The organism is Leucobacter sp. MMO-125, assembly GCF_037148395.1.
GTDB lineage: Bacteria > Actinomycetota > Actinomycetes > Actinomycetales > Microbacteriaceae > Leucobacter.
Window position 1 is genome coordinate 204,758 of sequence record NZ_JBBCTL010000001.1, and the last position, 19,520, is coordinate 224,277.

Sequence of the window (19,520 nt, forward strand, 5' to 3'; positions counted from 1 at the left end):
TGAGGGTTGAAGAGGGGGCGCTGCGGCGCGCGGGCTACTCGCGGCCGAGGTCGCGGTGGCGCAGGCTGACGCTTACGCCCGGCAGGCCGGCGAGGCGGTCGGCGAGCTCGCGGGCCGTCGCGACCGAGCGGTGCTTGCCGCCGGTACACCCTACCGCGAGTGAGGCGTGTCGCTTGTTCTCCCGCTGGAAACCAGCGAGAACCGGGGTGAGTGCTGCGACGTAGTTGTCGAGGAATTCGTCGGCTCCGTCGCGGCTCAGCACGTAGTCCTTCACCTCAGGATCGACGCCGGTGAGTGGGCGCAGCTCAGGGATCCAGAAGGGGTTGGGCAGGAAGCGCATGTCGACCATGAGGTCGACGTCGGTAGGGGCACCGTACTTGAAGCCGAAGCTCAGCACGGAGAGTTGCAGGCCGGGCGTGTTGTCGTCGGAGAAGAGATCGCGGGTGGCTGTTGAGAGATCGTGCACGTTGTAACGGGAGGTGTCGATCACCACGTCGCTTGAGGCGCGCAGTTCCTGCAGGCGCTCACGTTCGAGGCGGATCCCTTCGAGCAGGCTGCCGGCCTCCCCCTGCAGCGGGTGCGGGCGGCGCACCGACTCGTAACGCCGCACGAGGATTTCATCGGTGGCGTCGAGGAACACGACGCGCACGGTCGCCGAGGAGCGCAGTTCGTCGATGACATCTTGGATTTCGGCGAAGAGGTCGCGACCGCGCACATCGACCACGGCGACGATGCGCGGCAGCGCCCCGCCTGAGCGGTCGGCCATGTCGGCGAGGGTTTTCAGCATCGAGAGGGGCAAGTTGTCGACGACGTACCAGCCCAGGTCTTCGAGCGTGTTCGCGACCGTGCTGCGCCCGGCCCCGGACATGCCCGTGACGATGAGGATTTCCTGCCCGGATACCTGCTCGTTCACGCCGTGTTCCCCTCGTCTGGCGCCCCCTGGGGGTCGCCTGCTGATGCCTCGATGTTCGGTGCCTCAAGTTTAGCCGTAGCGGCTGTGCCCGGTTCTGCGCCTCCGGGGTCGGGGGCCGGCTCGGGGGTTGAGCTGTCTGAAGCGGCGAGGTGGGTGAGGATCTGCTCGGCGAGCTTCGGCCCCAGACCGGGGGCCGAAGCGAGTTCGTCGTGGGAGGCGGCGCGCAGCCTGGCAACGGAACCGAAGTGTTTGAGCAGGCCCTGCACGCGTTTGGGGCCGAGCCCTGGAATCTCGGAGAGACGGCTCGCGATGGAGGAACTGCGGCGTTGGCGCTGGAAGGTGATGGCGAAGCGGTGGGCTTCGTCGCGGATGCGCTGCACGAGAAACAGTGCCTCGCTCGTGCGGGGAAGGATCACGGGGAAAGGATCGTTCGGCAGCCAGATTTCTTCGAGACGCTTCGCGATGCCGCACAGTGCTACGTCGGTGATTCCTGCGGCGTCGAGCGCGCGGGCCGCAGCCCGCACCTGGGGTTCGCCCCCGTCGACGATGAGCAGCTGGGGGCGGTCGCGGTAGACGCCGCTGGGCTGCTCCCCGGCTTCGCGTGCGGCGTTGAGCTGCGCGGCGCGGCGCGAGACGACCTGGTGGATCGAGTCGGTGTCGTCGCGAGTCTGCTCGATGCGGTACTTGCGGTAGGCACCCTTCGCGGGCAACCCATCTTCGAAGACCACCAGCGATGCGACAACACCTGTGCCCTGCAGGTGCGACACGTCGATGCACTCGATGCGCAGGGGGGCCTCCTCCATGCCGAGGGCCTGCTGCAGTTCGGCGAGGGCGTCGGTGCGCGCCGTGAGATCCGCCGCCCGCTTGAGCTTGTGCCTGATGAGGTTCTCCCCAGCGTTCAGCACGGCGCGATCCATGAGCTGCGCCTTGTCACCCCGCTCGGGCACCCGCAAGTGCACGCGCCCGCGGCGCGGCCGCTGAGCGCTCAGAGCCTCTTCGAGCGCGGGAGTGTTCTCGGGCAGCAGCGGCACGAGAATCTCGGGCGGTGGCTCTCGCTCGCCGTCGTAGGCGGACTGGATCACCTGTTCCAGCAGCGTTGCCGGCGAATCGTCGAGTTCGACGTCCACAATCCAGCTGCGTTCGCCACGAATCCGTCCCTCACGAATGATGAACTGGTGCGCGGCAGCGGCGAGTTCGTCGCTGCGCAATCCGAACACGTCGAGATTCACATCGAACTTCGACCCGGTGCCGAGCACGACGGCGTTCTTCTCCATGACGTGCTCGACGGCCTGCGCCTGATCCCGCATTCGGGCTGCGTCTTCGTAGCGCTGCTCGGCCGCCGCCTCGCGCATGGCGCGCTGCAGTGCCCGCAGATGCCGGGTGTCGCCGCCGGCGAGGAAGGCTACGAGCTCGTTCACGCGTTCGCGGTGCGCTTCGATGGTGATGAGGTGGGAGCAGGGGCCGTGGCAGCGGCCGATCTGGCCGGCGAGGCAGGGCCGGCCGCTCTGCATGGCGCGTTTGTAGTCGGCGTCGTTGCAGGTGCGGATCGGGAAGGCTCGCTGCAGCAGCTGCGTGGTTTCGCGCAGCGCCCACACTTTCGGGTAGGGGCCGAAGTAACGGGCGCCCCGGATCCGCTCATTGCGGGTGATGATGAGCCGTGGTGCCTCTTCGCGCAGTGTGACCGCGAGATAGGGGTAGGTCTTGTCGTCTTTGAACTGTACGTTGAACGGCGGCTTGAACTCGGTGATCCAGGTGTGCTCGAGCACGAGCGACTCGGTATCGGTGGCGACAACGGTCCAGTCAACCTTCGCCGCAAGTGACAGCATGGTGCGGGTGCGCGGCATCAGCGAGTGCAGCGGCTGGAAATAGTTGGAGAGCCGCGCGCGCAGGTTCTTCGCCTTGCCGATATAGAGCACGCGTCCGTGCTTATCGCTGAAGCGGTAGACGCCAGGGCTCGTGGGAATTTCGCCCTGGGCTGGCCGAAACGCGGCGCGGTTGTCGAGGGGCTCGATCAAGCGGAGGCCTTCGCCGCGGCTGTCGCTTCGAGCGCGCGTGCAGACTTCGCCGCCCAACCGTCGAGCACCTCGGCGAGGAAGCGGCCGGTGTGGCTTTCGGGATGCTTGGCAAGTTGCTCGGGGGTGCCTGTGGCCAGGATCGTGCCGCCACCCGATCCGCCCTCGGGGCCGAGATCGATCACCCAGTCGGCGCTGCGGATCACATCGAGGTTGTGCTCGATCGTGATGACGGTGTTGCCCTTATCGACGAGACCGTTCAGCACGAGCAACAGCTTGCGCACGTCTTCGAAGTGGAGACCCGTGGTGGGCTCATCGAGCACGTAGATGCTGCGACCGTTGGAGCGCTTCTGCAGCTCGGTGGCGAGCTTGACGCGCTGCGCTTCGCCGCCGCTGAGGGTGGTGGCGCTTTGGCCGAGGCGCACGTAGCCGAGGCCCACATCGACAAGCGTCTTCATGTAGCGGTGGATCGACGAGATGGGGCGGAAGAACTCTTCAGCCTCGGCGATCGGCATCTCGAGCACCTCGGAGATGTTCTTGCCCTTGTAGCGCACCTGCAGCGTCTCGCGGTTGTAGCGCTTGCCGCCGCAGGCCTCACAGGCCACGTAGACATCGGGCAGGAAGTTCATCTCGATCTTCAGGGTGCCGTCGCCCGAGCAGGCTTCGCAGCGGCCGCCCTTGACGTTGAAGCTGAACCGGCCGGGCAGATAGCCGCGGGTCTTGGCCTCGGGGGTGTCTGCGAAGAGGTTGCGGATCTTGTCGAACACGCCCGTGTAGGTGGCCGGGTTGGAGCGTGGGGTGCGACCGATGGGTGCCTGGTCGACGTGCACCACCTTGTCGAGGTGTTCGAGGCCGGTGACGCGGGTGTGCTTGCCGGGCACGAGACGGGCGCCGTTGAGTTGATTCGCGAGCACTCGGTAGAGGATGTCGTTGACGAGGGTGGACTTGCCTGAACCCGAGACACCGGTGACCGCGGTCATGACACCGAGCGGGAAGACGGCGTCGACGTTCTGCAGGTTGTTTGAGCGTGCGCCGACGACTTTGAGCTCGCGGTTGCGGTCGCGCTTGCGACGCTTCTTGGGGGTGGCGATGCTGCGGCGGCCGGCGAGGTAGTCGCCGGTGATGGAGTCGCGATTCTCGAGCAGCTCGCGGTACTCCCCCGAGTGCACGACGGTGCCGCCCTCGACGCCGGCGCCGGGGCCGATATCGACGATCCAGTCGGCGGCTTCGATGGTTTCTTCGTCGTGCTCCACAACGATGAGGGTGTTGCCCAGGTTGCGCAGTTTGATGAGGGTCTCGATGAGGCGGCGGTTGTCGCGCTGGTGCAGGCCGATGCTGGGTTCGTCGAGCACGTAGAGCACGCCGGTGAGGCCGGAACCGATCTGAGTCGCGAGGCGGATCCGCTGCGCTTCACCACCTGACAGTGTGCCCGCGGCGCGCGCCAGGGTGAGGTAGCCGAGGCCGACCTCGATGAGGAAGTCGAAGCGCACCCTGATTTCGCGCAGCACCTGAGCGGCGATGCGGGCCTCGCGCTCGGTGAGGATCACTTCGTCGAAGAAGCGCTTTGCGTCGGTGAGGCTGAACTCGGTGACCCCCGAGATCGACTCTCCGTTGACGGTGACCGCGAGCACCTCGGGCTTGAGGCGCTGGCCGTGGCAGGCGTGGCAGGGCACCTCGCGCAGGAACTCCTGCCAGCGGTCGCGTTTCGTGTCGCTCTCTGCTTCGGCGTATTGGCGCTCGATGAAGGGGATGACGCCTTCGAATCCGCTGGAGTATTTCACCTCACGGCCGAAGCGGTTCTTCCAGCGCACATTGACCTTGAAGTTGTTGCCGTAGAGCACGGCGGCGCGCACGTCTTCGTCGAGCTCGGACCAGGGGGTGTCGAGTGAGAAGCCAAGGTCTTGGGAGAGGCCGGTGAGCAGCTTTTCGTAATACTGGTAGAGGCTTTTGCCCTGGCTTGTCCACGGCACGATGACGCCGTCGGTGATAGAGAGTTCTGGGTCGCCGAGCACGAGATCTTCGTCAACCGACATGCTCGTGCCCAGCCCGGAGCAGGCGGAGCAGGCACCGAAGGGGGCGTTGAAGGAGAAGGTGCGGGGTTCGATCTCGGTGAGCTGGACCGGGTGCTGGTTGGGGCAGCTCAGGTGCTCGGAGAACAGGCGGGTGCGCTCTGAGTCTGTGGCTTCGAGGTCGACGAAGTCGATTGCCACGATGCCGCCTGCGAGCCGCAGTGCGGTTTCGAGGGAGTCGGTGAGCCTGCCCAGCATTTCGGGGCCGGCTACGAGGCGGTCGACAACCACTGAGATGTCGTGCTTGATCTGCTTCTTGAGCTTGGGCGGATCGCTGAGCTGCACCATCTCGCCGTCGACGAGAGCGCGCGAGTAGCCGGCTCCGGCGAGCTCTTGGAAGAGGTCGACGAACTCGCCCTTCTTCTTATTGACCACGGGTGCGAGCACCTGGTAGCGGGTACGTTCGGGCAGCTCCATGAGCCTGTCGGCGATCTGCTGCACGGTCTGCGATTCGATGCGCTCACCGCAGATGGCGCAGTGGGGCACGCCGACGCGCGCCCACAGCAGGCGCATGTAATCGTAGATCTCGGTGATGGTGCCCACGGTGCTTCGCGGGTTGCGGTTGGTGGATTTCTGGTCGATTGAGACGGCGGGGCTCAGGCCCTCGATGAAGTCGACGTCGGGGCGATCTACCTGGCCGAGGAACTGCCTGGCGTAGGCGCTGAGTGATTCGACGTAGCGGCGCTGGCCCTCGGCGAAGATCGTGTCGAAAGCGAGGCTCGACTTGCCGCTGCCTGACAGCCCGGTGAAGACGACCATGGAGTCGCGTGGGATTGCGAGATCGACATTCTGCAGATTGTGCACTCGGGCGCCCTGCACGCTGATCTGAGCATGCGCGGCCGATGACCGGATCTGGCTGGTGTGTGCGGGTGCGGTGCTGTTCGAGGTCACTGATCCATCCTATGTCGACCGGCCTGAAAATTCGAACGTGTGTACGAGTGAAATTGTCGATCTCGCCGCTGGCGCACTTCCCTGCCGTGGGGCTTTCGCGTATTATTGACGCAAGTAGATGCAATGTGCAGAAGGAGACGCCATGTCGATCGCTCAGCTGCCCGCCCGGAGCCCGCGCGAGGGCCGCGGCGCAGGCACTGCGCGGCCTGGCCGCGACCGTCTCACCGCGCTCATCACCCAGCTCGAAGATGATCACATCGACATCGCGGCAGAGCTTCTCACCGACATCCTGGCCCATCAGCGTGCCGATGTGCGTACACTGACCGAGGCTGAAACCGCGGTGCTCGCACGGCTCGATGTCACTGAAGCCGAGATGCAGCAGCCCAGTTCGCTGCCCGCCAGCCGGCGCAGTCGGCTCTGGGAGCGACAGCACGCTGAGCGCAGTCTCACCGTTGGCGAGGCCGCCGAGATGATCGGGGTGACCCCCGCGCGGGTGCGGCAGCGCTGCGCGGCGCGCACCCTGCTCGCCCAGCGCCGCAGCGACGGCTGGCGCCTTCCCTCGTTCCAGTTTCTCGACGGGCGCGAACTGCCGGGCTGGTCCGAGGTTGCTGCCGCGATTCCGGCTGGCACCCCGCTGTCCCTTGTCGAGCGGGTGCTCACCTCCCCCGCGATGCGTCTGCGGGTTGACGGCGAAGAGCTTGCGCCCTTCGAGTGGCTGGCGCAGGGAGGCGATCCGGCCCTTGCAGCTGCCGCCGTTGATGACGCGCTGAACCGACTGCCGTGAGCGAGCAGCTGCCGGCACCGGATCCGGCCCGCTTCCCCGCGCTCGACGCCGACCCGAGCTGGGTGCTGAGCGTGCCGGAAGGAACCCTCATCGCACGCATTTTCCGCGCCGGCGGCACTCACCCCGTGGCGTGGCATGAGTTTCGCACCTTCGGGCCGCTCGATGGGCGCTTCGACCCCCACCCGCTGCCTGTCGGCGAGCACGAGGGCGCGGGGGTGTTGTACGGGGTGCTCGAACGGGGGCGCGGTGGTCGCGTTGCTGATGGTGGTGCGCTTGGTGGGGCTTTTGCCGCAGCTCTGCTGGAAGTGTTCCAGGCGCAGCGCATGATCCGCCTGCGCGATGGTTCACCCACGCTCGCCGCGTTCGAGGTGACGCGGCCGCTGCGTCTCCTCGATCTTTCCGACAGCGATTGGATCGCTGTCGCCGGCGGCAATGCCGCGATCTCTTCCGGCGATCGCGAGCGGTCACGTGTGTGGGTCCGCGCGATTGCGCAACGATACCCCGAGCTCGATGGCGTGGTGTCTGCGTCGTCGCTCGTGCCAGATGCGCGGGTGGTGGCGCTCTGGGCCGGTGCTGCCGATGCGCTCCCCCGGCATCCTGCGGCGCTGCTCCCCCTCGGCCGGGATGAACTCATCGGTGTGATCGACAGGATCGCGGATCGCTACGGGTATCTCGTGTTGTGAGGCCCGCCCGAGTCATGAATGTCAGTGGTCTCGTGAAGACTGCGGTGCTGGCAGGGCATGGCCCATTGGATAGTGCGACGGTGCGGTGCGTGGTCGCGGTCGCTGCAGCTGGGGAATCAGCCTTTATCGATCGTGAGTTCGATGAGATGACGCGGGTGGACCGCTATCGCGCCTCATCGGTGTCGGAGTGTGGGCCTTTGGGTGCTTCGGTTCCTGTTAATGTGCCCGTGTGGGGGTTGATTCGTGAAACAGTTCACTGCGCTTGATGGCGTCGCTGAGCACCTGATGTGCGCCACGCAAGCGGCAGCGTCCGTTTTGTTCTATCGGCCCGGGCGGTGTGGCGCGTACGCTTTCCCCCATGACCCTGAGATTCGACTTCATCGCCATCGTCACCGCTGATTTGCCGGCCTCGCTCGCGTTCTACCGCGCTCTCGGGGTGGACATTCCCGCGGGCCAGGATGAGGCACCCCACGTTGAGGCCACGTTGCCGGGAGGGATGACGCTCGCCTGGGATCCGGTCTCGACGATCCAGAGCTTCATGCCCGATTTCGAGCTTCCCGCTCCCGGTGGCGGTCGGATCGGCTTCGCCTGTCGGGCGGAGAGCCCCGAAGAGGTCGACCGCGCCTACGCCGAACTCGTGGGGCAGTATCCCGCGGCTGCGCACACCGCGCCCTGGGTTACGCCGTGGGGCCAGCGCTACGCGACCGTGCTCGACCCTGACGGCAACTCGATCGACCTCTACGCGCCGCTCCTCTCAGACCCCGCCTGAGGTCGGGTCACCCGGCCGCCCTGGCGGCTCGGGTGCCGTGAGCCTTCCGGGAGTGCTGCCGATGATGCGTGTGAAGTCTCGAGTCATGTGCGACTGGTCGGCGTAGCCCGCGCGCTGAGCGACCTCCGCGGGAAGCGCGCCGCTCACGAGCATGCCGCGGGCGCGCTCTGCACGCAGCACGCCGCGCAGAGCGGCGTAGCCGTAGCCGAACGACTGCTGCATACGTCGCCGCAGTTGACGTTCCGAGTAGCCGAGTCGCGCGGCGAGTTGAGGAAACGGATCACCGCGCACTGCGGCTGAGCTGACGATCGCGGTCCACCGTAGATCAGCGATATCCGGGTCGAGGTCGAGGCTGCCCGCCACCGCGCCGGCTGCTTCGTGCAAGCTGCGGGAGCTGAGCGGTGCGCGCAGTGCTCGCTCCCCGCGATCAGAGTGCGAGGCCGAGAGCAGATCCCGTGCGGGAAGGACGCGATCCCGCACCTCGGCGACATCGGCGCCGAACAACGCGCCTGCGAAGCCGGGCGTGAACCGCAGCCCCACTGTTGCGCCCTGCCTGCTCCCCTGCGCGACGAGCCACCGCGTCGAGGGCCCGGCCACGATCAGTTCGTCATCGCGCAGGATGAGGTCAGCGCAGCCGTCTGCCGGAATGGTGGTCGCGTGCTCGCTCGGGCTGGCCATCCACAGGACGCCGAGGCTCGGGATGGCGACTTCGCGGTACACGGCGGCTCCGATCCGGGGCTGGGCTCGATGGGCGGGTGAGACGAGCTATGGGAGTTTGCTGCTCCTACAGGTGCCCCGCCGCGTCCATGCTACGCAGTTCGCGCTTGAGCTCGGCGACCTCGTCTCGGAGACGCGCGGCGAGCTCGAACTTGAGCTCTTCGGCGGCAACAAGCATCTGATCCGTGAGATCGGAGATGAGCTCTTCGAGCTTCGCCGCGCCCTCGGCGCCGATTGCACCGGCCCGAGATGCGGCCTTTCCCTTCGCCCGCTGCGCGGAGCCGCCCTTGCGCTGAGCGTGGGCGCCCGTGCGCGAGAGCACATCCTCGGTGTCGGCGGCCTCGCGAGCGAGCATCTCGGTGATGTCGCCGATCTTCTTGCGCAGCGGCTGTGGGTCGATGCCGTGTTCGGCGTTGTAGGCCTGCTGGATCTCACGCCGGCGGTTGGTTTCGTCGATTGCCTCGCGCATGGAGCGGGTGACGGTGTCGGCGTACATGTGCACCTGGCCCGACACGTTTCGGGCGGCACGACCGATGGTCTGGATGAGTGAGGTGGAGGAGCGCAGGAAGCCCTCTTTGTCGGCGTCGAGGATCGACACGAGCGAGACCTCGGGCAGGTCGAGACCCTCTCGCAGCAGGTTGATGCCGACGAGCACGTCGTAGACGCCTGCACGCAGCTCGGTGAGCAGTTCGACGCGGCGCAGCGTGTCGACATCGGAGTGCAAGTAGCGCACCCGGATGCCGGCCTCCTCCATGAAGGTGGTGAGCTGCTCGGCCATCTTCTTGGTGAGCGTGGTGACGAGCACGCGCTCGTCGCGCTCGGCGCGCACGCGCACCTCTTCGAGGAGGTCGTCGATCTGGCCCTCGGAAGGCTTGACCACGATCTCGGGGTCGATGAGGCCGGTGGGGCGGATGATCTGTTCGACGACGCCGTCTGCGCGATCCATCTCGTAGCGGCCGGGGGTGGCCGAAAGGTACACGGTCTGGCCTACGCGCTCTTTGAACTCGTCGAACTTCAGTGGCCGGTTGTCGAGCGCACTCGGCAGACGGAAGCCGTGGTCGACGAGCGTGCGCTTGCGGGATGCGTCGCCCTCGAACATGGCACCGATTTGCGGCACGGTGACGTGGGATTCGTCGATGACCACGAGGAAGTCGTCGGGGAAGTAATCGAGTAGGCAGTGCGGTGCCTCCCCCGGCTGGCGCCCGTCGATGTGCCGCGAGTAGTTCTCGATGCCTGAGCAGAAGCCGATCTGCTCCATCATCTCGAGGTCGAAGGTGGTGCGCATGCGCAGCCGCTGCTCTTCGACCAGTTTGTTCTGCTGCTTGAGCTCGCGGGTGCGCACGTCGAGTTCTTCTGCGATCGTGCCCATGGCGCGGTTCATCACATTGCGGCTCGCGACGTAGTGCGAGCCGGGGAAGACGGATACCGTCTCGACCTGCTTGATCACGTCGCCGGTGACCGGGTGCAGGTAGTAGAGCGCCTCGATCTCGTCGCCGAAGAACTCGATGCGGATCGCAAGTTCCTCGTACATGGGGATGATTTCGACGGTGTCGCCGCGCACCCGGAAGTTGCCGCGCACGAACTCGATGTCGTTGCGCTGATACTGCATGTCGACGAAGCGCCGCAGCAGCACATCGCGGTCGAGGGTATCTCCCACCACGAGCGGCACCATTGCCTCGTAGTACTCTTCTGGTTTGCCGAGGCCGTAGATGCACGAGACGGTGGAGACGACCACGACGTCGCGGCGGGAGAGCAGCGCGTTGGTGGTGGAGTGGCGCAGTCGCTCGACCTCGGAGTTGATCGAGGAGTCTTTCTCGATGAAGGTGTCGGTCTGCGGCACGTAGGCCTCGGGCTGGTAGTAGTCGTAATAGCTGACGAAGTATTCGACAGCGTTGTGGGGCATGAGCTCTTTGAACTCGTTCGCCAGCTGCGCCGCCAGGGTCTTGTTGTGGGCCAGGATAAGCGTGGGCCGCTGCACCTGCTCGATCAGCCAAGCGGTCGTGGCCGACTTGCCCGTGCCGGTGGCACCGAGCAGCACGATGTCGGTCTCGCCCGCGTTGATGCGCCCGGCCAGCTCTTCGATGGCCGCCGGCTGATCGCCGCTGGGCTCGTATTCGCTGACCACTTCGAAGGGGCGAACGCTGCGCGTGGGTTCCATGGTTTCGAGGGTACTCGGGACCACTGACATTCTCGCGTCGGTTCGCGAGAGGCGATCTTCGTTACCGCTGCTCTAGGCAGCATCGAAGCCCGCGGGCAGTTGCAGACTGCCCACGCCGCTCACCCGCACCTCATCGAGTCCCTGCCAGCGTGCCGCGCGTGCCAACAACGACACTGCTGCCTCGGCAGTGCGCGCAGGCGCCCTATCCTCCATCCACGCAGCCTGCACCAGCAGCGCACCGCGCTCACCTAGCTTCCGGGGGCGCTCCGCCTTGAGATCGATGCGGCCCGCGAGGCGCCCGCCGACCATCAGCGGCAGGCAGTAGTAGCCGTAGCGTCGCTTCTCTTTCGGCGTGTAGATCTCGATGCGGTAGTGAAAATCGAACATGCGCTCCGCCCGAGGCCTGAACCACACCACCGGATCGAACGGAGTGAGCAGCGCGTCAGGGGCGAGCCGCGCCGGCACCCGCGCATCCCGGTGCAGCCACGCAGCCTCCGGTGCGCCATCGCTGCGCTGCCAGCCGGCGACGGTCACCGGAATCAGGATCCCCTGCTCCTCCAACGCCCCCACCGCCGCACGAGCATCAGCCGTCTTCAAGCGGTGATAGTCGGCGAGGTCGGCGAGCGTCGCGACCCCGAGAGAGCGGGCCGCCTGCTCGACGAGCGCACGCTGCGCCTCCTCCCGCTCCACTGTTCGGAGCGCATCGGCGGGGAGCACCTGCTCGGCGAGGGCGTAACGCCGCTGAAACCCCTCGCGGCCTGCAGACACCACCTCGCCCCAGGCGAACAGCATCTCAACGGCCTGCTTCGTCTCGCTCCAGTCCCACCACGGGCCCCGCCCGTTTCGCGGGCCATCATCAAGCTCGCGCACGAACTGAGGCCCGCCAGCCGCGAGCGCCGAACGCACTCGCTCGATCGTTGGCGCCAGCGCCTCGGCGCGGCCGTTGCTGGTGAAACGATCACGGAACTCCCCCATGCGCCACCCGAACAGGGCCCGATCATGCACTGGAATGAATGCCGCCTCGTGCGCCCAATACTCCGTGAATTCGCCGCCGCGCCACAGATGCCTGTCGAGTGCCGCCGCATCATAGTCGCCGCGACGGGAGAATACCGGCAGATAGTGGCTGCGAGCGAACACGTTGACCGAGTCGATCTGCAGCACATGCAGCGCCTCAAGCACCGCATCGAACGGGCGTCTGCGCCGCAGCCGCGGCGCGTTCGAGAACCCCTGAGCGGCGAGCCCGACGCGCCGGGCCTCTGCAGCGCTCAGGGATTCCACGAGCGTGCGACTACGCGAACCAGAGGCCGAGCTCGCGCTGGGCCGAGAGCGTCGAATCGCTGCCGTGCACCAGGTTCTGCTGCACCTTCAGGCCCCAGTCACGGCCGAGGTCGCCGCGGATCGTACCCGGAGCGGCGGTGGTCGGATCGGTGGCGCCGGCCAGTGCACGGAAGCCCTCGATCACGCGCTCGCCCCTGGCACGCACCGCAACCACGGGGCCCGAACTCATGAAATCGATCAGCGGCTCGTAAAAGGGCTTGCCCTCGTGCTCGGCGTAGTGCGCGGCGAGCAGCTCGCGATCCGCGTGCACCATGCGCAGATCGGCGATGGTGTAGCCCTTCGCCTCGATGCGGCGCAGGATCTCCCCGGTGAGGCCACGGGCCACGCCGTCGGGCTTCACCAGGATGAGGGTCTCTTCAGCGGACATGCACGCTCCTTCAGTACAGGGTCGGCGGGGTGCGTGTCACCCCGCCACAGATTCTATCGAGACTGCAGGCCCCGAAACTTGCGGTCAGGCGCCCTGCGCGTCAATCCAGGCAGCACGATCGCGATCGATCTGCGCGCCCTTCACCATGCAGTACACCCAGAGCGCGGTGAAGACGAGCCCTACCAGCAGGGCCATCGGCAACAGGATCGCCGTTGCGAGCATGAGGGCGTGCACCACCCAGCCGATGATGATCCCCACTCGGCCTACGCGCATCACACCCAGGGCCACGATGATGAGCAGGCCCAGGCCACCGCCGATCACGAGGCCCAGCTCGCGCGGCTCCAGCGTGCCGAGACCGAACAGCGAAAGACCGATCAGCACCACCACGATGAGTTCGAAGCCGAGCACGATCGACGCGAGCGCCTTTTGCGTGGACTGTGTGCCGCGGCGCGCACCCGCCACCCGCATTGCCGAATTGTGGGCCATGGTCTCTGAAGGAGACAGCTGCAGCTCCTCAGCAGCATCTGGGGTGGAGGGGCTGGTGGGGTTCGCAGAGTTGGCCAGGTTCGCTTGCCGCTTCGGATCGCCGTTAAGGCCGTCGGCGGCGCCGGTCTGCTTGCCTGTCATGCGATCCCCCAGCCCTCGGCGCGGGCGTGAGCGATTGCCTCGCCCGCAAGCAGCACCGAACCGACGACGAGCACTCCGCGGCCCTCAGCCCGGCCAGCCCAGGCGCGTGCCTCATCGAGTGCTTCGGGCAAGCTGTCAGCAACCTCGATAGGCGTATCAGGGATCGCCTCTTCGGCGATCTCGCGCAGAGCCGACGCATCGAGCGAGCGGGGGGACTCGACGGGGGTGACGGTGACGCGGTGCGCGATCGGCGCGAGAGCGCGCAGCAACCCGAAGGCGTCCTTCTCTTCGAGCACGCCAGCCACGAGGGCCAGCTCCTCGAAGTTGAACGACTCGGTGACGGCCCGCGCGAGCGCTTCGGCACCGTGCGGGTTGTGCGCGGCATCCACGTAGACCACGGGATCGGTGCCGATGAGCTGCAGGCGACCCGGTGAGGTGAGCTGGCTGAGACCCTCGTCGAGCACCTCTTCAGGAACGGGTCGTTCCGCACCGAAGAACACCTCGACGGCTGTGACGGCGAGCGTGACGTTCTCGGCCTGGTGCCGGCCGAAGAGCGGCACGAAGGCCGGATCGTAGGGGCGGCCGGTGATGCCGACGAACTCGATCTGGCGGCCGCCTACGGCGACGCGATCTTCGATGAGGCGGAAGTCGCGCCCCTGCACGATGAGGGGCGCGCCCGCTCGTTCGGCAGCGTCTTCGAGCTCGGACAGCGCCTCGGGCGCCTGCTCAGCCGAGACGACCGCGCTGCCGGGCTTCACAATGCCTGCCTTGGTGCGCGCGATAGTTTCGATGTCTGGCCCGAGAATTGCCGTGTGGTCGAGGTCTATGGGCGTGAAGACGGCGACGCGGGCGTCTGCGATGTTCGTCGCGTCCCACTCGCCACCCATGCCTACCTCGATCACCGCCACCTCGACGGGGGCATCGGCGAATGCCGCGTAGGCCAGCACAGCGAGCGCCTCGAAGAAAGTGATCGGCCCCTGGCCGGCAGCGGCGAGTTCGGCGTCGACCACTTCGAGGGGCAGTCGCAGCTCATCCCAGGCCGAGGCGAGCACAGCACCGTCGATGGGGGTGCCGTCGATCTGGAATCGCTCCGTGAAATCAACGAGGTGCGGGCTTGTGAACAGACCGGTGCGCAGACCGTGCGCGCGCAGCAACGACTCGATGGCGCGGCTCGTTGAAGTCTTGCCGTTGGTGCCGGCGACCTGGATAACCGGGTAGGACAGCTGTGGGCTGCCGGCGAGCTCGGCGAGCCGACGCACCGGCTCGATGCGCGGGCGAGGATTCGCCTCACCTACGCGGGTGAGCAGCTCTTCGTAGACCCGCGCGGCGGCGTCGGTGTTCATGGCGTTCACGCTGCGTCCTGCTTTCCGTGCTCGGTGGCATCGATCGTGATGACGAGCGGATCCTTAGCGGTGCCGAGCGCATCTGCACGGGAGACGAACACTCCGGCACCCGGCTCGGGAAGCGCGCCCAGCAGCTCGGCGAAGTCGTCGTCGGCGACGGCCCTGACGGCGAAGCCGATGGCCAGAGTGTCGGCAGCGATGAGTTCGGCGTGCGCTTCGAGGGCGCTCGCGTGCTCGGGCGTGGTGTTCAGGGCGAGCACAATGCGGTCGCTGACGTCGAGGCCTGCGTTCTTGCGAGCTTCTTGCACGGCGCGGATGGCATCGCGGGCGACACCCTCGGCCTCCAGCTCGGCTGTTGTTTCGGTGGAGAGCAGAATGAAACCGCCGCCGGGAATGAGCGAGAGCGCCGGGCCGCCGTCAGCGTCTGCCGCAGTGCCGGTGCTCAGCGTCAGCTCGTACTCGTGCGGCTCCAGGGCGATGCCGCCAGCCACTACAACGCCGGCCTCTTCTGACCAGTCACCCGATTTGGCGGCCTTGATGGCCTGCTGCACCTGCTTGCCGAGGCGCGGGCCTGCGGCGCGGGCGTTGACAGCGAGCGTCTGCACGATGCCGTGCTCTTCGGCGCTGGTTTCGGTCTGCTGCACGAGACGCACGGCCTTGACGTTGAGCTCGTCGCGCAGGATGTCCGCGAAGGGTTCAAGGGCCTGCGGGCGTGCCGTCACCACCGTGAGTTCTGCAAGCGGCAGGCGCACCCGCAGACGGCGGGCCTTGCGCAGTGCGAGCGCCTGCGAGGTGATGAGGCGCACCTCATCCATGGCCGCGACGAGATCTTCATCGGCCGGGAAGGCGTCTGCCGAGGGCCAGTCTTCGAGGTGCACCGAGCGACCCTTGCTTGCGCCTTCGGTGTAGCCGAGGCCCCGCCACAGCTCTTCGGTGACCAGAGGTGCCAGGGGTGCGGCGACGCGGGCGACGGTCTCGAGCACGGTGTACAGGGTGTCGAAGGCCTGCTTGTTGCCGGGCTTGCCGTTCTCTCCGTGCACGCCTTCCCAGAAGCGGTCGCGTGAGCGACGCACGTACCAGTTGGTGAGCACCTCGGCGTAGGCGCGCAGTGCCTCGGCCGCCGAGGTGGTGTCGAGCCCTTCAAGGTGAGCCTCGACATCGCGCACGAGCCTGCCGGTCTTCGCGAGGATATAGCGGTCGAGCGGGTCGTTGGAGTCGGTGCGCCACTCCCCTGTCGCGCCATCGGCGTTGGCGTAAAGGCTGAAGAAGTACCAGGTGCTCCAAAGTGGCAGGATGAACTGGCGCACGCCCTCGCGGATGCCCTCTTCGGTGACGATGAGGTTGCCGCCGCGCACCACCGGTGATGCCATGAGGAACCAGCGCATCGCGTCAGAGCCGTCGCGGTCGAACACTTCGTTCACGTCGGGGTAGTTGCGCAGGCTCTTCGACATCTTGTTGCCGTCGCTGCCGAGCACGATGCCGTGGCTGATGACGTTCTTGAACGCGGGGCGGTCGAAGAGTGCTGTGGCGAGCACGTGCTGCACATAGAACCAGCCGCGGGTCTGCCCGATGTACTCGACGATGAAGTCTGCGGGCTGGTGGGTGTCGAACCACTCCTGGTTCTCGAAGGGATAGTGCACCTGCGCGAACGGCATGGACGCGGAATCGAACCAGACATCGAGCACATCCTCGATGCGGCGCATCGTCGACTTGCCCGTGGGGTCGTCGGGATTCGGCCGCGTCAGCGAGTCGATGTAGGGGCGATGCAGGTCGACCTCGCCCGAGGCACCGCGCGGCAGCTCGCCGAAATCGCGCTCGAGTTCGGCGATCGAGCCGTACACGTCGATGCGAGGGTACTCGGGGTCGTCGCTCTTCCAGACCGGGATCGGGCTGCCCCAGAAGCGGTTGCGACTGATCGACCAGTCGCGCGCCCCCTCGAGCCACTTGCCGAACTGGCCGTGCTTCACGTTCTCGGGAACCCAGGTGATCTGCTCGTTCGTTTCGAGCATGCGCTGTTTGAGCTCGGTGACGCGCACGAACCAGCTCGACACTGCCTTGTAGATCAGCGGGTTGCGGCAGCGCCAGCAGTGCGGGTAGGAGTGCTCGTAGCTCGCCTCGCGCAGCAGCCGACCGCGCTCGCGCATGAGGCGGATCAGCGGGCGGTTGGCATCCATCCACAGCTTGCCTGCGACATCGGTGACTGCCTTCAGGAAACGGCCTCCGTCGTCGACGCTCACGATCACGGGGATGCCAGCGGCGGCGGTGATACGCATATCGTCTTCGCCGTAGGCGGAGGCCTGGTGCACGATGCCGGTGCCGTCGCCCGTCGAGACGTAGTCGTCGACGAGGATCTGCCAGGCGTTCTCGGTGCCCCACTCCTCGGCGTCGGCGTAGTAGTCGAAGACCCGCTCGTAGCGCACACCGGCGAGCTCGCTGCCGGGCAGCGTGCGTGCGATGGCTTCGCGTGCGGCGTCTGCGGATGCGTAGCCGAGATCTTTCGCGTAGTTGCCGAGCAGTTCGACGGCGATCAGGTAGTGGGCGTCACCGGCGGCGCCCCCGTCGGCGGCGCCTGCGGGGCCTGCGGGCACGACGGCGTAGGCAATCTCGGGGCCGACCGCAAGAGCCAGGTTGGTGGGGAGGGTCCAGGGGGTGGTGGTCCAGGCCAGGGCTCGCACGCCCTCCAAGCCCAGTTCGACCGCGTGCTCACCGGCGAGTGGGAAGGTGACGGTGACCGAGGGATCCTGTCGCATCTGGTAGACGTCGTCATCCATGCGCAGCTCGTGATTCGACAGCGGGGTCTCATCGCGCCAGCAGTAGGGCAGAATGCGCGAACCCTCGTAGGCGAGACCACGATCATAGAGCTGCTTGAATGCCCAGATCACGCTCTCCATGTAGCCGAGGTTGAGCGTCTTGTAGTCGTTCTCGAAATCGACCCAACGGGCCTGTCGGGTGACGTACTCCTGCCACTCGCGCGTGTACTGCAGCACCGACTCGCGAGCCTTCTCGTTGAAGGCGGCGACGCCCATCTGCTCGATCTCGGCCTTTTCGGTGATGCCCAGCTGCTTCATTGCCTCGAGCTCGGCGGGGAGACCATGAGTGTCCCAGCCGAAGCGGCGCTCGACCTTCTTCCCGCGCATGGTTTGGAAGCGAGGGAACACGTCCTTGGCGTAGCCGGTGAGGAGGTGTCCGTAGTGAGGCAGACCGTTCGCGAAGGGAGGGCCGTCGTTAAACACCCACTCTTCGTGGCCGTCACGGCGACGGATCGACTCACGGAAGGTGTCGTCTCGCTTCCAGAATTCGAGCACCTGCTGCTCGATCTCGGGGAGCCGCGGGGACGGGCTCACGCCGGCGGGGATCGCCTGCGCGTCAGCGGGTGAGGACCCTTCGGAAGGGCTGGCTCCGGTCGACTGCTGGGGGTACGGCATTGCTCGCTCCTGGCTTCTCGGTCTGTCTGCCGCCAGTCTGACGAAGACCACTGACATTCATGGGTCTCGGTGTCGGATCGGCGGTGTGTCAGTGCCGGGACGAGCTCAGAGATGCTGGATCCCTCACCCGCGGTACCACCCCGCTTGCCCGGCGCGCTGGTCGCACGGGCCTCTTCATTCGGCTGTAACGGGCCGTACCCGTTCGGGTCTAGTGAGTGCGCGATCCGAAGATCACGCGCCGTTCTTCCGAAGACTCACCGGTGATAGCCGGATCGCAGTCGATGGGCTCTACTCTAGCGCACTGCGGCCGCGCACCCACTGAGTGCGCGGCCGCAAGGTCGGTGCTCAGGCGTGGTGACGCAGCTGCTCTTCGAGCTCGGCGATCACCGCGTCGGTGGTGCGTGCGGCCTTGCGGCGGTTGACGAATTCCTGCACGTAGTCCATCTCGCCGCGCATCTGCTCCAGGCGGGTGAGTGCGCGCCCGAAGAGACGCTCAGAAAACTCCTCGGATTCGCGGGTGACAGCCTCGGCCTGCAGCCTCGCGGCCTCGACGAGATTGTGGGCCTTCTCGAGCGCTTCGCGGCGCTGCTGCTCCACGAACTGCTGCACGCGGGTGTGCAGCGACTCGCTCTCCTGCGAGACCTCGTAGGCGCGGCGGTTGATCTCAGCTGCCTTCGCGTTAGACTCGTCGAGCACGGCCTGCGCTTCGCTCAGCGCAGCCTCGTGGCGCTGCGCGTACTCGGCCTCGGCCTCTTCCTGGCGATGGGCGATCGCGCGCTCGGCGGCGAGCACGGCGTGCTCCGTTTCGAGTCGCATGCGGTTGATCTCGGTGCGCTGCTCGTCGATCTGCTGCTGCGCGGCGGTGCGCATCTGCACGATCTCGCTCTCGGCCTCGGCCTGCAGGCGCGACACCTCGCGCTTGGCCGATGCGAGTGTTTCGCTGGCCTCGGTCAGGCGCTTGTTGGCGAGGCTCGACATTTCTGCGGCGTGTGTTTCGCTGGAGAGGCGGATCTCCTCGGCGCGGGCGGTGGCATCGCCGATCAGCTGGTTCGCGCGTGCCTCGCTCTCACGGGTGCGCCGCTGCGCCTCTGCAGCGGCCTCCGAAGCGATCTGCTCGGCCTCCGCGTGCGCGTCGGTGATCATCTTCTCGGCCTGCGCTTCCGCGATGCGCAGCACCTCTTCGAACTTCGAACCGAGACCCGAGAAGTTCGGCTTGCTCTGCTGCGCCTTCGAAAGCTGCTTCTTCGCAATGTCGAGTTGCGCCTCGAGATCGAGCACGCGATCGGCGATGCCGTCGCGATCGCTCTGCATCTGCTGCACCTTCGCCTCGAAGTTGCGGAGGAGTCGATCGACAGCGTGGCGAGAGTAGCCGCGCACTTCGCGGGGGATCTCATATTCGTGTAGCGACATGCTGTGCTCTTTCA

14 protein-coding genes are annotated in these 19,520 nt (G+C 66.7%); 3 read left to right on the forward strand and 11 right to left on the reverse strand.

Features of this window, described 5'->3' with window-relative positions; all coding sequences use genetic code 11:
* Nucleotides 1–34 precede the first annotated feature (34 nt).
* Genes rapZ through uvrA form a run of 3 tightly spaced genes read right to left on the reverse strand, consistent with a single transcriptional unit; the run spans nt 35 to nt 5,846 of the window.
* Complete coding sequence (rapZ, locus tag WFI54_RS00975; RefSeq protein WP_336650942.1) at nt 35–913, reverse strand: RNase adapter RapZ; 879 nt, start codon at nt 911–913, stop codon at nt 35–37.
* The gene (gene uvrC, locus WFI54_RS00980; RefSeq protein WP_336650943.1) at nt 910–2,928 is read right to left on the reverse strand and encodes an excinuclease ABC subunit UvrC; all 2,019 of its coding nucleotides are present in this window, start codon (nt 2,926–2,928) and stop codon (nt 910–912) included. The genes rapZ and uvrC overlap by 4 nt, the downstream gene beginning before the upstream one ends.
* Nucleotides 2,925–5,846: an excinuclease ABC subunit UvrA gene (uvrA, locus tag WFI54_RS00985; protein WP_336651629.1), complete on the reverse strand. Its 2,922-nt coding sequence runs from the start codon at nt 5,844–5,846 to the stop codon at nt 2,925–2,927. The genes uvrC and uvrA overlap by 4 nt, the downstream gene beginning before the upstream one ends.
* A gap of 181 nt (nt 5,847–6,027) precedes the next feature.
* On the opposite strand from uvrA, the gene WFI54_RS00990 reads away from it, so the two are divergent.
* From WFI54_RS00990 to WFI54_RS01000, 3 genes are all read left to right on the forward strand, one after another.
* Nucleotides 6,028–6,669 carry a hypothetical protein gene (locus WFI54_RS00990; protein WP_336650944.1) on the forward strand — a complete coding sequence of 214 codons (642 nt, stop codon included), beginning with the start codon at nt 6,028–6,030 and terminating at the stop codon, nt 6,667–6,669.
* The gene (locus WFI54_RS00995; RefSeq protein ID WP_336650945.1) at nt 6,666–7,352 is read left to right on the forward strand and encodes a hypothetical protein; all 687 of its coding nucleotides are present in this window, start codon (nt 6,666–6,668) and stop codon (nt 7,350–7,352) included. Before WFI54_RS00990 ends, WFI54_RS00995 begins: the two co-directional genes overlap by 4 nt.
* Nucleotides 7,353–7,710: 358 nt before the next feature.
* On the forward strand, nt 7,711–8,121 hold the full coding sequence (locus WFI54_RS01000) for a VOC family protein (protein ID WP_336650946.1): 411 nt from the start codon (nt 7,711–7,713) through the stop codon (nt 8,119–8,121).
* Here WFI54_RS01000 and WFI54_RS01005 read toward each other — a convergent pair.
* From WFI54_RS01005 to WFI54_RS01040, 8 genes are all read right to left on the reverse strand, one after another.
* Nucleotides 8,107–8,841 carry a helix-turn-helix transcriptional regulator gene (locus WFI54_RS01005; RefSeq protein ID WP_336650947.1) on the reverse strand — a complete coding sequence of 245 codons (735 nt, stop codon included), beginning with the start codon at nt 8,839–8,841 and terminating at the stop codon, nt 8,107–8,109. The two genes, WFI54_RS01000 and WFI54_RS01005, sit on opposite strands and share 15 nt — an antisense overlap.
* A 64-nt stretch (nt 8,842–8,905) precedes the next feature.
* Nucleotides 8,906–10,996, reverse strand: coding sequence for an excinuclease ABC subunit UvrB (gene uvrB / locus WFI54_RS01010; RefSeq protein ID WP_336650948.1), 2,091 nt, complete (start codon nt 10,994–10,996; stop codon nt 8,906–8,908).
* Between the two features lie 72 nt (nt 10,997–11,068).
* Entirely contained in the window at nt 11,069–12,274 is a 1,206-nt protein-coding gene (locus tag WFI54_RS01015; RefSeq protein WP_336650949.1) for a winged helix-turn-helix domain-containing protein, read from the reverse strand.
* A 10-nt stretch (nt 12,275–12,284) separates the two neighbouring features.
* Nucleotides 12,285–12,701 carry a nucleoside-diphosphate kinase gene (gene ndk, locus WFI54_RS01020; protein WP_336650950.1) on the reverse strand — a complete coding sequence of 139 codons (417 nt, stop codon included), beginning with the start codon at nt 12,699–12,701 and terminating at the stop codon, nt 12,285–12,287.
* A gap of 84 nt (nt 12,702–12,785) precedes the next feature.
* A complete protein-coding gene (locus WFI54_RS01025; protein WP_336650951.1) occupies nt 12,786–13,328 on the reverse strand; it encodes a DUF4233 domain-containing protein in 543 nt (180 codons plus the stop codon).
* On the reverse strand, nt 13,325–14,671 hold the full coding sequence (locus WFI54_RS01030) for a bifunctional folylpolyglutamate synthase/dihydrofolate synthase (protein WP_336651630.1): 1,347 nt from the start codon (nt 14,669–14,671) through the stop codon (nt 13,325–13,327). Before WFI54_RS01030 ends, WFI54_RS01025 begins: the two co-directional genes overlap by 4 nt.
* Nucleotides 14,672–14,676: 5 nt before the next feature.
* The gene (gene ileS / locus WFI54_RS01035) at nt 14,677–18,096 is read right to left on the reverse strand and encodes an isoleucine--tRNA ligase (protein WP_336650952.1); all 3,420 of its coding nucleotides are present in this window, start codon (nt 18,094–18,096) and stop codon (nt 14,677–14,679) included.
* Nucleotides 18,097–18,441: 345 nt separating this feature from the next.
* The gene (locus WFI54_RS01040) at nt 18,442–19,506 is read right to left on the reverse strand and encodes a hypothetical protein (protein WP_336650953.1); all 1,065 of its coding nucleotides are present in this window, start codon (nt 19,504–19,506) and stop codon (nt 18,442–18,444) included.
* Between the last annotated feature and the right edge of the window lie 14 nt (nt 19,507–19,520).

Bases quoted from the DNA above. Each gene is read 5' to 3' on its own strand.
- WFI54_RS01025 (WP_336650951.1), bottom strand. From the start codon at position 13,328: ATGACAGGCAAGCAGACCGGCGCCGCCGACGGCCTTAACGGCGATCCG.
- WFI54_RS01030 (WP_336651630.1), bottom strand. From the start codon at position 14,671: ATGAACACCGACGCCGCCGCGCGGGTCTACGAAGAGCTGCTCACCCGC.
- WFI54_RS01000 (WP_336650946.1), top strand. From the start codon at position 7,711: ATGACCCTGAGATTCGACTTCATCGCCATCGTCACCGCTGATTTGCCG.
- WFI54_RS00990 (WP_336650944.1), top strand. From the start codon at position 6,028: ATGTCGATCGCTCAGCTGCCCGCCCGGAGCCCGCGCGAGGGCCGCGGC.
- ileS (WP_336650952.1), bottom strand. From the start codon at position 18,096: ATGCCGTACCCCCAGCAGTCGACCGGAGCCAGCCCTTCCGAAGGGTCC.
- WFI54_RS01040 (WP_336650953.1), bottom strand. From the start codon at position 19,506: ATGTCGCTACACGAATATGAGATCCCCCGCGAAGTGCGCGGCTACTCT.
- ndk (WP_336650950.1), bottom strand. From the start codon at position 12,701: ATGTCCGCTGAAGAGACCCTCATCCTGGTGAAGCCCGACGGCGTGGCC.
- uvrB (WP_336650948.1), bottom strand. From the start codon at position 10,996: ATGGAACCCACGCGCAGCGTTCGCCCCTTCGAAGTGGTCAGCGAATAC.